This window comes from Hahella sp. NS-SX17 (genome assembly GCF_057367735.1).
Window position 1 is genome coordinate 1,591,534 of record NZ_CM170632.1, and the last position, 12,254, is coordinate 1,603,787.

General features: G+C 52.7%; 12 protein-coding genes. 7 read left to right on the forward strand and 5 right to left on the reverse strand.

Annotated features, from left to right (window positions below):
- Positions 1-12: 12 nt before the first annotated feature.
- Both aceF and AC2IBB_RS07180 read left to right on the forward strand, forming a co-directional pair.
- On the forward strand, positions 13-1,647 hold the full coding sequence (aceF, locus tag AC2IBB_RS07175; RefSeq protein WP_486332208.1) for a dihydrolipoyllysine-residue acetyltransferase: 1,635 nt from the start codon (positions 13-15) through the stop codon (positions 1,645-1,647).
- Positions 1,648-1,968: 321 nt separating this feature from the next.
- Complete coding sequence (locus AC2IBB_RS07180) at positions 1,969-2,682, forward strand: tetratricopeptide repeat protein (protein WP_486332209.1); 714 nt, start codon at positions 1,969-1,971, stop codon at positions 2,680-2,682.
- A gap of 3 nt (positions 2,683-2,685) precedes the next feature.
- Here AC2IBB_RS07180 and AC2IBB_RS07185 read toward each other — a convergent pair whose 3' ends face one another.
- Positions 2,686-3,600 carry a substrate-binding periplasmic protein gene (locus AC2IBB_RS07185; protein WP_486332210.1) on the reverse strand — a complete coding sequence of 305 codons (915 nt, stop codon included), beginning with the start codon at positions 3,598-3,600 and terminating at the stop codon, positions 2,686-2,688.
- 347 nt (positions 3,601-3,947) lie between these two features.
- On the opposite strand from AC2IBB_RS07185, the gene AC2IBB_RS07190 reads away from it, so the two are divergent.
- Positions 3,948-4,208, forward strand: a complete 261-nt coding sequence (locus AC2IBB_RS07190) for a hypothetical protein (RefSeq protein WP_486332211.1) — start codon at positions 3,948-3,950, stop codon at positions 4,206-4,208.
- Positions 4,209-4,331: 123 nt separating this feature from the next.
- Here the strand turns inward: AC2IBB_RS07190 and AC2IBB_RS07195 are convergent, their stop codons facing one another.
- Positions 4,332-5,144, reverse strand: a complete 813-nt coding sequence (locus AC2IBB_RS07195; RefSeq protein ID WP_486332212.1) for a hypothetical protein — start codon at positions 5,142-5,144, stop codon at positions 4,332-4,334.
- A gap of 142 nt (positions 5,145-5,286) precedes the next feature.
- Positions 5,287-6,213: a DMT family transporter gene (locus AC2IBB_RS07200; RefSeq protein ID WP_486332213.1), complete on the reverse strand. Its 927-nt coding sequence runs from the start codon at positions 6,211-6,213 to the stop codon at positions 5,287-5,289.
- Positions 6,214-6,387: 174 nt separating this feature from the next.
- On the opposite strand from AC2IBB_RS07200, the gene AC2IBB_RS07205 reads away from it, so the two are divergent.
- Positions 6,388-7,266 carry a helix-turn-helix domain-containing protein gene (locus AC2IBB_RS07205; RefSeq protein ID WP_486332214.1) on the forward strand — a complete coding sequence of 293 codons (879 nt, stop codon included), beginning with the start codon at positions 6,388-6,390 and terminating at the stop codon, positions 7,264-7,266.
- 8 nt (positions 7,267-7,274) lie between these two features.
- On the opposite strand, the gene AC2IBB_RS07210 is transcribed toward AC2IBB_RS07205, so the two are convergent.
- On the reverse strand, positions 7,275-8,159 hold the full coding sequence (locus tag AC2IBB_RS07210) for an SDR family oxidoreductase (RefSeq protein WP_486332215.1): 885 nt from the start codon (positions 8,157-8,159) through the stop codon (positions 7,275-7,277).
- A 165-nt stretch (positions 8,160-8,324) separates the two neighbouring features.
- Here AC2IBB_RS07210 and AC2IBB_RS07215 point away from each other — a divergent pair, with 165 nt between their 5' ends.
- Positions 8,325-9,242 carry a LysR family transcriptional regulator gene (locus AC2IBB_RS07215; RefSeq protein WP_486332216.1) on the forward strand — a complete coding sequence of 306 codons (918 nt, stop codon included), beginning with the start codon at positions 8,325-8,327 and terminating at the stop codon, positions 9,240-9,242.
- On the opposite strand, the gene AC2IBB_RS07220 is transcribed toward AC2IBB_RS07215, so the two are convergent.
- The gene (locus AC2IBB_RS07220) at positions 9,239-10,183 is read right to left on the reverse strand and encodes a DUF4124 domain-containing protein (protein ID WP_486332217.1); all 945 of its coding nucleotides are present in this window, start codon (positions 10,181-10,183) and stop codon (positions 9,239-9,241) included. The two genes, AC2IBB_RS07215 and AC2IBB_RS07220, sit on opposite strands and share 4 nt — an antisense overlap.
- 544 nt (positions 10,184-10,727) lie before the next feature.
- Here AC2IBB_RS07220 and AC2IBB_RS07225 point away from each other — a divergent pair.
- Together AC2IBB_RS07225 and AC2IBB_RS07230 are read left to right on the forward strand one after the other, a co-directional pair.
- Complete coding sequence (locus tag AC2IBB_RS07225) at positions 10,728-11,201, forward strand: hypothetical protein (protein ID WP_486332218.1); 474 nt, start codon at positions 10,728-10,730, stop codon at positions 11,199-11,201.
- Positions 11,202-11,533: 332 nt separating this feature from the next.
- Positions 11,534-12,223 (forward strand): PEP-CTERM sorting domain-containing protein, encoded by a 690-nt coding sequence (locus tag AC2IBB_RS07230; RefSeq protein ID WP_486332219.1) that lies wholly within the window; start codon positions 11,534-11,536, stop codon positions 12,221-12,223.
- Positions 12,224-12,254 lie beyond the last annotated feature (31 nt).

A 12,254-nucleotide genomic window follows, 5' to 3' on the forward strand; every position in this document is an offset into this window, starting at 1 on the left:
AAGGAGACTGACGTGAGTAATATCGAAGTCAAAGTTCCTGACATCGGCGGAGCGTCCGATGTTGAGGTTATTGAAGTCTGCGTGAAGCCCGGCGATGAGGTGAACGCGGAGGACTCTCTGATTGTTCTGGAGTCTGATAAGGCCACTATGGATATTCCTTCCCCTCAGGCGGGTAAAATCGCCGAGTTGAAGATCAAGGTAGGGGATAAAGTATCTGAAGGCGACCTGATTCTATTGATGGCGGGCGAAGGCGCTGCGGAAGCGTCTGAACCTGCGCCTGCGCAGGAAGAGAAGTCAGCCCCGGCCCCAGCGCAAGAACCGGAACCCGCTGCGCCTGCAGCGGCTCCTGCGGCCTCCGGCGGCGTACAGACGATTCCTGTACCGGATATCGGCGGCGCGGAAGGCGTAACGGTTATCGAGATCTCCGTAAAGGAAGGCGATACCGTTAAAGTTGACGACCCTATTCTGGTGCTGGAATCAGATAAGGCGACGATGGAAGTGCCGTCTCCTGTCGCTGGCGTTATCAAGAAACTGCTGATCAAAGCCAACGATTCCGTCAACGAAGGCGACGCCATGGCGGAAATTGAAGTAGAGGGCGCCGCGCCTGCGGCGGCTCCTGCTGAGCAAGCTCCCGCGCCGTCCAAAGCGTCTGCGGAGCCTGCTAAGGCGGCGCCAGCTTCAGCGCCTGTCAGCGCGCCGGCGCAGCAAGAGTCAGCTCCTGCGACGTCCGGCAAAGTGCATGCAGGCCCTGCAGTGCGTCGTCTGGCGCGTGAGTTCGGCGTTGATCTGGCTCTGGTCAAAGGCACGGGTCCGAAAGGTCGTATCCTGAAGCAGGACCTGCAAACCTTCGTCAAGAACGGAATGCAGCAGCTTAAGGCCGGCGCCGCCGGCGGCGCAGTCAGCTCTGGCGCTGGCTTGCCGACAGTGAAACTGCCTGACTTCTCGCAATTCGGACAGATTGATCGTCTGCCGATGAGCAAGATCCATCAGGTGACCGCTGATAATATGGCGCGCAATTGGTTGGTGGTTCCTCATGTCACGCAGTTTGACGATGCGGACATCACCGATTTGGAAGACTTCCGCAAAGCGCAGAAGACGGCGGGGGAGAAGAAAGGCGTCAAGCTGACTCCGCTGCCCTTCCTGTTGAAGGCGTGCGCCTATGCGCTGGAAACTTATCCGCAGTTCAACGTGTCGTTGGATATGGATAAGAAAGAGGTCATTCAGAAGCATTACATCAACATCGGCGTGGCGGTGGACACCCCCGCAGGTCTGGTGGTGCCGGTTATCCGCGACGTCAACAAGAAGAGTCTGTGGGAACTGGCGCAAGAGTGCGCGGAAATGGCGGCCAAGGCCAAAGATCGTAAGCTCAAGCCGAACGAAATGCAGGGCGGCTGCTTCACTATCTCCAGCCTGGGCAGCTTGGGCGGCACTGCCTTCACGCCTATCGTGAATACGCCTGAAGTGGCTATTCTGGGCGTGTCCAAAGCGCAGATGAAGCCTGTGTATGAGAACGGCGGCTTCGTGCCTCGTTTGATGCTGCCACTGAGCTTGTCCTATGACCACCGCGCCATTAACGGCGCCGACGCTGCGCGTTTCACCTCTTTGCTGGGTGAATTGCTGGGCGATATCCGGAAGTTGCTGCTGTAGTCCTTTCTACGCCAACGATGTGAAAAAGGCCGGGATTCCCCGGCCTTTTTGCGTTCTGGCGTCGTCTTTCTATCGCGAAGCGACTCTCATTACTCTTCATTGAGCAATGCATCACAGCTTTAAGTTCTGCGCCGAATTTCGCTTGTTCTGACCAAACGCCTTTGCTAGCTTTTTCTGATAGCCGAGTGCGCGACGCTACATCAAGGCGGAGAAGGACGGGCGCAACGCTGGGCGTTATCGAACAAGAAGTATAAAATTGCGTCACCTTGCATCACTGGCGACACATGCATGGGTGATGATGTCGTTTCTCGGGGACAAGACATGGTCAGACGAATCTTCAAGCTCTTCACCACCGCATTCGCAGTTGTACTGTTTTCCTCTCAAGCTGTGCTTGCCGTCACCATGACGGAAGTGGCTGAGGCCATCAAAAAGAACGACATGGATAAAGCGTTTGATGGTCTGCAAGTGTTGGCGAATCAAAAACATCCTGACGCTCAATTCCTGCTGGCGATGATGTACGAAAAAGGTCGGGGGACGGAGGAGAATCAGGAAAAAGCGGCGGAATGGTACAAAGCCGCGGCGGAACAGGGACACCCTTCAGCGCAGAATAATCTGGCGCAGCTTTATAATCAGGGGCGCGGCGTGTCTCAAGACTATAAAGAGGCGGTAAAGTGGTTCTCCAAAGCCGCTGACGCCGGCAACGCCACTGCGCAATACAATCTCGCGCTGCGTTACGCCAAAGGCGAGGGTGTGGAGAAAAATCTGGGCAAGGCGTTTGAGCTGTACCGCAGCTCAGCTGAACAGAACAATGTCTTCGGCCAGTTTAATCTGGCGTACTCCTACGCTACAGGCGAAGGCACTGATAAAAATATGGTGGAGGCGCTGCGCTGGGCTATGTTGAGCGCTGAGAAAAAGTTTCCCCGCGCCATTCAGTTCGTCTCTTTCCTGGGGGCAAAAATGACTCAGGAAGAAATCTCTAAAGCAGAAGCGCTCGCCAATGAGTGGCGTAAAGATAAAGGGATTGGCGCCCAGTAAAAATTAGCTCCCGTCGTTAGCGTCAGTGTTGCTGGCGCTTGCAGCATTACCTGAATCGCTGCGCGGCAATGGATTGGCGTACCATAATCTTGGGTTATTTAAAGGCGTATCAGCAGGTAGCAGGGGATTCTGCAGGTCAATAATGGTGCGTTCCTGTAAGCGAGCCTGTTCAATCGCCCCCATATAAAACTCATTAAACAGACTGGTGAAGTCGCCGTTCGCCATCATTTTTTCCAGTCCGTTTTTAATCGCCCAGTACAGGCTTGGGTTTTTGCGGCTGACAAAGTAATACACCGCCGCAGGATAACGAATCAACAAACGGGTCTCCGCCCGCAGACTGGAGTGAGTCTTCAGCTCCGGCCAGATTTCGATTAGGGCGCGGGGAAAGGCGTCTACTCGTTCCATTTCTATCATTTTGAACATGGAGTGGTAATTGGCGTTGCTTTCCACGATCAGGTCGTTGTGCTGGAATATTTCCAGATCTGGCCAGTCATGCCCCTGCACGAAGGTAACGCTGCGCAGGTCACTAAGTGAGGAGATATTGGAGAACCTCTGCATATTGTTGGGGTTGATGATGCAAATACGCCAGCCGATCAGGCCTTTGTAAATGGGGATGCGTATGGGCGACAGCTCTCGTTCGCGCTCGTTGCTGGTCATCGCCCATAGCACATGAACGCCCTGATTATTGCGGATCAGGTTAATGGCGCGCCCTTGCAGAATGATCTCCTGGCTGGACTGTAATCTGACATCTGCGCCGCTGGATTTAAGAGCGAGCTCCAGCAGACGAACGGGATACTCATTGCGTTCATCGAACTGGGTATGGGAGCGGGCGTAGATGGCGACCTCCTGCGCCAGCGACCAGTTTGGCGCCAGCAACCAGAACAGGACGCCAAACAAGACAACCCTTTGTAATCTCACTCCACTGACCTCTCTATGGAAATCGCCGCATATACTCAAAAAGTGTAGTTAATGATGAGGCGTTGTCGTTATTCATTGCCTGACTATTAACCTATAGCCTGCCTCAGGTGTTTCTGATTTCAGGCGCGCGTATTACACTTCTTTGTATGGCGATTATTGACAGATAATGATGTCGAAGTGCTCATTCGTTGACATAAGCAGTCGACGTGCGCGCCATCTGGGCGCATTGGATGGAGTCGGTCGTGCGGCTAAAATTGTTCAGGGTGCGAACTTAAACCGTGAAGCCACTAATTGTTGCAACCCTAATGCTGTCTCTCTGTATGCATAGAGCCTGGGGGCAAGACGCGATGGAATTGTCTTTACGTTACGGTGAAACCCTTCGCTATAAGGATATGGAGTTCGAAGTGGCGTACATTATCGATACGCTGGGAGCGGACAAACGTGTATCGGAGTTCTTGATTGGCCTGACCATCATTGATGACGCAGGACGCGAGCAGGTTGAGCTATCTTCGGAGGCGCCCACATACTGGCGGGAATACGTGTTGCGATACAGTTATGCCGACCGTGAGCAGGTAAGAGTTCATATCATGCCCGAACTGTCGCGATAAGCAGGACTTGTCGTTGCAAACAAATAGATAGAAGGAAGCTATTTGTCTGCCTGATTATTGATCAGTGCGTTGCTGGAGAATGATGGGGAGATCCATCAGAGCAAAGGAGGGATGCGAGAAACGCTATCCCTCATTTTTAGAAAAGTAATGCAGATTCGTCACCGTGTTGTCCACCGCCAGACGCCGAACTTCTTCCATCTGTTTGGAGTAAAGCGGAGAACCTTGTTTGAGTTCCCCTTCATGCAAACGTAACTCACTTTTCAGACGACGTTTGCGTTTTTGCAATTGCGCCATTTCTTCCGGCGGCAACCCCAGCTTGTCGTCAAAGGCTTCATAAGCGCGGATGGTTTCATAGGCGCGCTTATATTCTTTCTGACTTTCCAGTAGTGCGGAGAGTTCGTTGACAGGGAATATCACACGTCGCCAGTGATCCGCTAAGGGATTCTCAAAGTGCAGATCGATGATGTCGTTGATGGCGTCCTGATAGAAAGCCAGAGCGATGCTGGGCTGGCGTTTACTGAAGTGCGTCGCCTCCGTGATCTTGTAGGCGATTTCATTGTTCCGCTGGATGATCGGGTCGATCAGACTCCAGTCCAATCCATCTGGCCGCACCTCTATGAGGGCGGTCTTCAATTGTCCTTTCTTGACTGACAGAAAGGGCAAGCCGGGACGATTGATGAGCTTGGCGCGGGCTTTGCCCCCGGCCTGTAAGTATCTGGCGATCAGCGTATTGCAGATCTGACCCAGGCGCATTCCTGAATCCAGGCGCACTTCGAGCACATCGGAGCCTGCGCTGGCCTCAAGGGCGCGTTTGAAAGAGACGTTCTGACCTTTGCGCCAATCAGCGTCGGGATTATCGATGACGACTGACAGCGTCAGCTTTTCTTCGACCCGAAAAGGGTCCACCGCTGAAGGCGGCGTGTGGGTTGTATTCATTGCGGCGATCCTGCGAATTGTTCCGAATTGTTATTATTTTGTCAGTAAATGTTGGACCGCAGATCATACAATGAACTTATTTAAATTCGAATCATTTTTAACGCGCGACGCTCAATTCTGTGAACGCCGCCAACCCCTGCCATCAGGGACTATGCGGGTTGGCGGGGACTTCGTCGCGGGAACGCAAGAACTTGCGAATCTTGTCGATGGAGCCCTGCAAAATGAGATTGCCTGACAACACGAGAATCAGCCCTGCGATATTCATCCCATCCCACTCATACCCTTCATATACGGAAGACAGACTCAGTGCGACCACAGGAAATAACACAGTAGCGTAGGCGGCATTGTTGGCGCCGATGCGTGACACCAGCATCAGGTAAGCGGTGAATCCTACGATTGTTCCTGGAATGGCCAGATAGAGCAGGCTGTAAAGATACTCCGGCCGCTCATCCCAGACGATGGGCGTGTCGGAGATGCAGATGAGCGTTAATAGTATTGCGGCGCCATAGAGCATAGCGAAGGCGTTGCTGGTCAAAGGCGTCAGTCCCTGACGGCTGTGCCGCACGCTGATCATATTGCCGAGAGAGAAAAAATAGGCGCCCACGGCCGCCAGTCCCAGACCAGCCAGCGCTTCTGTAGACAGCGAATTAGCGCCCAACTCGCGCCAGAACAACAAGGACAGTCCCAATACGCCGACAACGCCCGCTACATAAACACGTCCAGCAGGTTTCTCCTTCCAGATCAGCCAGCTATTGAATGCGTTGTAGAGGGTGGCTGCTGAAAAGACGACGGAGATAACGCCACTCGCCACATACTGAGCGGCGTTATAAAAACAGATGAAGTTAAGGGAAAACAGGCAAGCGCCCTGAAGCAGGAAAAACAGATGATCCACCGCCCGCGTAGGTTGTAAGCGACGGCATAGCAGCAGGATTGGCAGTAACAGACTCCCCGCCAACGCAAAGCGAAAGAACACTGATGTCAAAACAGGCGTTGAACCCAGTTGCAAATGGATGGCGATCCAGGTGGTTCCCCAAATGAGGACGGTGGTCAGATAGAGCAGGGCGTTCATAGATGCTTCCCATCATGCATGACATTGATGCGTGAGAGGTTATTAAGCCCGAGAGATTGCGTCTTTTCTGAAATTGCTCTTTTTGCATAATCTTGCGCATTTCTGACCATCGCTGGCTTGCCAGGCTGTCATCGACCGGTTAATTTCTGGGTTAATCCAACTTGTTGTCATGTTATGCGTAAGTCCTTCACCAATAGCGTTGATCTCACTTTGAGTCGTTCGTCCGCAATACGGCTGGATTATTTACGGCTGAATGAAGATCTGGCGCTGGCGCGTTGGGCGAACCGGCAGGACAGGGTGCGCTATCAGATGGTGGGGCATCATACGCTGAGCATCTATTTACGTGGCGGGACGGAAACCTGTCGTATCGATGCGCCCGATCGTTGCGGCGGCCCGGGAAAAATCTGCCTGATGCCGGCTGAGCATGACTCTGCCTGGCAGGTCAGCGGCCCCCTGGAGTTTGCGCATCTCTATTTTTCCGAGGCCAGCTTCAAGCAGATGGCGCTGAGTTTATGGGATATGGACCCTCGTCGCGTAGAGCTGCCGGACCTGGCTTATGCGGACGATCCTGAGCTGACGAGATTGGGGCATATCGCGGCGCTGCAACCGGATGGGTTGATAGGCGCGGATAATCTGGCGTTGCAGCAAATCAGCTATGAAATGATGGCGCACGTGCTGCGACGATACGCAGTTTTTCGCAAGCCCGAAGCCGCATACAAAAGCGGGTTGGCGCCGGCGACAAAAAGAAAAGTGTTGGAGTATATACAGGCGCACTTCGGCGAAAATCTGTCGCTGGAGGGCTTGGCGTTGGTGGCGGGGCTAAGCCCCTTTCATTTCGCTCGCATGTTTAAAGTCACCATGGCGGAGTCTCCCCATCAATACATACGCCGTCTACGAATTAACGCGGCAAAGGAGCGATTGGCGCAAGGCGTGGATCTGGCGGAAGTGGCTTTGCTATGCGGATTCGCCAATCAAAGCCACTTTACGCGCACATTCAAACAAGTGGCAGGCGTAACGCCGGGGAGCTATCGTCGCCAGACGAGGCTCCCATGAGCCATGGCCTATGCGAAGGACTTGATATAATCGCGCACAGACTGTGGTTTGCGCCCGAGGATGCGCTCAATGTCGCCGGATACCGCTGCATACTCGTTCTGCTTGGTGGCGGCGTAAATGCCCAGCAACGCCTCTACCATGAATGGCGGCAAGCCGACTGATTGCAGTATTTCACCAAATCCCGCCGGCTCCGCTTCAATAACCGTTACTTGCGCGCCCCGGGCTTCGCTCAGGATGTCTGCGACATCATACAGATTCAAAGCCTCTGGACCGGTCAACTCATAGGTGCGGCCTTCATGCCCTGACTCCAGCAATACGGCGGCGATAGCGTCTGCGATATCCTCATGTGTGATGAAAGCGACTTTGCCAGCGGCGCCAGGCTGCGCCAATTGATTGGTTTCCTTGGAGTGAGCCAGACCGGAACTCAAGTTGGCGACATATTGGTTGTTGCGCAGGATGCTGTACTGCAACCCGGACTCCTTCAGATACTGTTCTGTGTCTCCATGAATGCGAGCGAAAGTGAACAGACTTTCTGCGGTCGGATTGATGAAGCTGGTATAAACCACGCGTTTGACTCCCGCTTTCCTGGCGGCGTCGATGGCGTTGCGGTGTTGACGAATACGCACATCCACAGGTGCGTCGCCGGAGATGATCAGCACGGTGTCGGCGCCGGTGAAAGCGGTTAGCAACGTCTCTGGCTGGTCGAAGTCCGCTTTGACGATTTCATTGCCCGGTGCAGCCAGCGCGGCGATTTTTTCAGGAGCGCGGGCGGAAAAGGTCAATTGCTCTGAGTCGCTTGCGCCCTTAATCAGAGCTTTTGCAACCAGTGAGCCCAAGCGGCCGCTGGCGCCGGTGATAACGATTTTGCGGGTAGAAGGAATCGATGTGTTCATAGTCTGCTCCTCATAAAGTCTGTTGCTAAGCGAAAGCCGGTTTGGCTAAAAGATGGATACACTATAATTTTCTTTATGCGTCCAATAAATGCAGTAAAATGACCTTCTTTGTTGCTTGAATTGAACAAATAAAATTTCCGTTCACGTACCGGGGAGGCGCTGAAGATGGATAGACTGACGGCTATGCAAGTGTTCGCTGAGGTTGCGGCCCGTAAAAGTTTTACTGCGGCGGCGGATAATCTGGATATGTCGCGGGCGATGACCACCCGTTATGTGAATGAACTCGAAAGCTGGCTGGGCGCGCGCCTGTTAAATCGCTCTACCCGGCGCATCTCTTTGACCGAGGCGGGAGAAGCCTGTCTGTTGCGCTGTCGGCAGATTCTGGACCTGACCGATGACGTGGAAGCCGTCGCGGGTAAACGGGAGACTGAGCCCTATGGGCTTATCCGAATCACAACAAGTGTGGCTTTTGGGCAAGTACATCTGGCGCCGGTCGTGGCGGAGTATCTCAAGCGTTACCCCAAGACCAGGGTGGACATGCAACTGCTTGACCGCAGCGTCAATCTGATTGAAGAGCGTATTGATCTGGCCATACGCACCACGAACGACCTCGACCCCAACCTGATCGCCCGCAAGCTGACGGACTGTCGCTCCGCGATCTGCGCTTCACCGCAGTATCTAAAGGAGCGGGGCGCCCCAAAAACGCCAAGAGAGTTAACGGAGCACAACTGTCTGACTTATTCGCACTTTGGCAAAAGCCAGTGGCGTTTTACCCATAAGAAAACCGGCGCAGTCGAAGCCGCTGAAGTGACAGGCAACCTTAGCGCCAACGAAGTGTTGGCGTTGACCAATGCCTGTATTGCAGGCGCAGGGATCGCTATGTTGCCGACCTATATGGTGACGGATTATGTAAGACGAGGAGAGTTAAGAGCCCTATTAACTGACTGGGAAGCTTTACGTTTGGGCATGTTCGGCGTCTACCAGTCCCGCAAGCACATGCCCGCAACCTTGCGCACGCTGCTGGACTTTTTGGTGGAGCGCTTTGGCGATACGCCGCCCTGGAACGACGACATATTGGGCTAGCGGTAGCGTCGCCAGGACTTCAGTGAGCAGCTGATATCTCTGCGAAAACTATGGCGGCCAGCGCCTGGAAGCTTGTCTAACACCGACTGCAAGGCCTCGTCGGTGAGTTCATTCTTTTTCTGCTCGACTTTTTCCATGAGCAAGTCGCGAGCAAAACGGCCGCCGCTGGCGTTGGTTCCCCCGATTTTCAAACGCTCTTCTTCTGGTACTGGACGATACTTGATCAAGGTGTCCAGCGCATCGCAGTCGACATTTTTGTCCTTCTCACACTTCTCCGGCGCATTGAGCAGCCAGTCTCTAACAACACCGCAGCTTTCTCTGTAATCCTGTTGGCATTGCGTCTCCAAGGCCAGTTCATCGCAATAAAAACCGCTGTGTCGCAGACAGCTCCAGTCTTTCTCGGAGACATTGGCGCGCAGCGGAAGTGAACGCCCAAGATCCCGGACGCCCACCACAGGCGGGCGCCAATCAATAACAAAGCGCGCGGTATCGCAGCGATCCGTCGTACATTGTTTCTGTAAGGCGCAGACTTTCCAGAGATAAATTTCCTCGCATGGCTTGCCGAATCTGAGTTTGCAGACACGTGTGTCTTCTTCGGTAAAGCAGACGCCGTTGACGTCATCGCACAAGATATCTTCGGTCCGCTTGGGTTCCTGTGCGTTTACGACGGGGCGTGTTGCGTTTGCGCCGGGCGGATTTATTGGTTCAGGTTCAGGTTCAGGCTGATGGTTCTTGTAACGCTCTTTCGCTTCATCCGACAGCAATCTGACGCCGTCAATTGCAGAAGTGGGGGTAATGACTTGTGCGTCTTTATCCGTTGGCGCTGCGTCGGAATAGTGGACAGTGCCTTTGGCGTCGGTCCATTTGTATATTTCAGCCCTGCTGTATGCAGAAAGCGTTAACAGCGCGACAGACATGAACATCATTAGTGCATGCGTCATTGAGCAGAGAAGGGCCTGACGGTTCCCGAAACATCCCATCGTATTTTGAAGTGTACGGTGCATATAAACAGTCCTGTGCGACATCTACTCGGCAGTTTTGAGCCCGACTTCCAATGGCTATTAAGTTACGGAATTATAGGTTTTCTCTGTTGAATAAATAATAGCAACTGTCACGTTGTGTCTGGTCATAAACATCCGCTATATGAGGACTCTGTGCTGTGAAAACATAGTCTAACCCGTGCTTGAAGCCCGCCGATATATTCTCTAAATTGGCAGTTCAGTTATTAATAAATAAGCCTTGGCCATGTCACGAGGCTGTCGGACTTTCCTTCACCGCCAGAGGAACCTCAAACCGGACACTGTTGTCGGTAAGAGATGAGGTTTGCGTCAACGGACCTAACGCGTCGGTTTGATGTCCATCATGAAAGCAGAGGCCCGCTTGCGTTATAAAGAGTCTGGTATTGCGATGGCTCTTTGATAACAAAGCACCTTGCGGAAAGAGCGATGACGCAAACCAGGAATCAAGGGAACCATGGAGAAGGAAATGAAATACGTCGCTGTAATCGCTCTGGCGTTACTACCCTGGCTCACGTCGCCCGCCTACGCTTTGCCTAATCTAACCTACGCTTTGCCTAATCTAAATAGTGCGTCTGTCTTGGCGGTGGCCAGCCATCATGATCTTACGGAGGGGCGCTTACAAGCCATGGATGAATGGCAATACACGGCTTTTGCTGGAGATATTGCCCGTCCTAATCTGATTTGGGCTATGACAGGCTCCGCCTTATCAGCGCAAGAGCTTTCAAGCTCCCATTTCTCATTCGGCAGCAGTGCAGGCGCGCGGGATTTATACTATGCGTCTGGACTTAACAGCGATGCGGGCTGGTACGAAAAGCTGATAGTGATCCCGGAGCCAGCTGCGGACGCGCTTTTGTTTACTGCGCTGCTTGTTATGCTGGGAATGAGGAGGCGAATAACTGTTACAGATAAGAAAATGGTCACTGCACTTATATGGAAATAGGCCTTTGGTATGACGCTGGCTATAGCCCTAAAGTGACAAAATTTCACCTTAAAACAATGCATTGAATGTCCCTCGGCGATACATTATAGTGTTTGGAATAACAAAATAACTTATCGGCTGTAGAGCCCTCTACAAGCCAAATCGACTTCTCTTCACGCCAATAAATAAATCCTGCGTCATTGCGATGCAAGATACCGTCTCGCGCCAAATTTGGGTTGTATTGGCGTTGGCGTTATTAACCCTCGTGAGTTTGCTTTTGACACCGTAAGGAACGTCCAATGACGGAGTGTCGGCATGTCTCACGATCATATGGAAGATCAATAGGATTGATAATGAAACTCTCCAGAACTTTACTGTGCGCAGCGATGGCTGCAGGATTGGCCGGGCAAGCTAATGCGGCCCTGATTGAGCTGGGCTTTGAAGGCGTTGTTGACACTGTGACCAATGGCGCTGGTAGCGCGCCCTATTCTTATGCGGACTGGGTGACTGGAAAAATCCAGTTCGACTCAAACTCTCCTGATTTAGACCCCGTTGATGTAGTGGAAGGTCCTGTGGTAATCACACATGGCTTATATCTGAATGCGTTGACGGATATGAAGTTGAATATCAACGGCGATAACTTTGTATTTGATGCTTCGAAAGAAAATCAAATCGAAGTGACAAGTGACACTAGCGCTGCGCTTAACTTTAACTTCGATGTTACAGCTTGGTTAACTGCAGAAAGCGGTATGAGTCTGAAGGTCTCCTTTAAAGCGCCGGATGCATTTAGAGGAATGATCGATTACCCGGAATACCCAGACTATATATTGGACGCCCTGCCAGAGAGTGGTTATGGCGGCTCTGGCGTATGGTTTACCGCCGAAGCATACGATGGCGAAGATGAACTGCTATACACATTGTTTACTCCAGGCTTCGGCTATATGAATGCTTCTGAGTTCAAAAAGGTTCCAGAGCCTTATACGGCGGCCATCTTGCTGATGGGCGCTGCTGGACTGGCGGCTCGACGCTTGAAGAAAGTCTAAAAGATGACGTATATGCCGCTTTGCGTTCAGC

Coding starts and splice junctions, on each gene's coding strand:
- AC2IBB_RS07180 (WP_486332209.1), top strand. CDS start 1,969: ATGGTCAGACGAATCTTCAAGCTCTTCACCACCGCATTCGCAGTTGTA.
- AC2IBB_RS07190 (WP_486332211.1), top strand. CDS start 3,948: ATGGAATTGTCTTTACGTTACGGTGAAACCCTTCGCTATAAGGATATG.
- AC2IBB_RS07215 (WP_486332216.1), top strand. CDS start 8,325: ATGGATAGACTGACGGCTATGCAAGTGTTCGCTGAGGTTGCGGCCCGT.
- AC2IBB_RS07200 (WP_486332213.1), bottom strand. CDS start 6,213: ATGAACGCCCTGCTCTATCTGACCACCGTCCTCATTTGGGGAACCACC.
- AC2IBB_RS07205 (WP_486332214.1), top strand. CDS start 6,388: ATGCGTAAGTCCTTCACCAATAGCGTTGATCTCACTTTGAGTCGTTCG.
- AC2IBB_RS07230 (WP_486332219.1), top strand. CDS start 11,534: ATGAAACTCTCCAGAACTTTACTGTGCGCAGCGATGGCTGCAGGATTG.
- AC2IBB_RS07220 (WP_486332217.1), bottom strand. CDS start 10,183: ATGACGCATGCACTAATGATGTTCATGTCTGTCGCGCTGTTAACGCTT.
- AC2IBB_RS07195 (WP_486332212.1), bottom strand. CDS start 5,144: ATGAATACAACCCACACGCCGCCTTCAGCGGTGGACCCTTTTCGGGTC.
- AC2IBB_RS07225 (WP_486332218.1), top strand. CDS start 10,728: ATGAAATACGTCGCTGTAATCGCTCTGGCGTTACTACCCTGGCTCACG.
- AC2IBB_RS07210 (WP_486332215.1), bottom strand. CDS start 8,159: ATGAACACATCGATTCCTTCTACCCGCAAAATCGTTATCACCGGCGCC.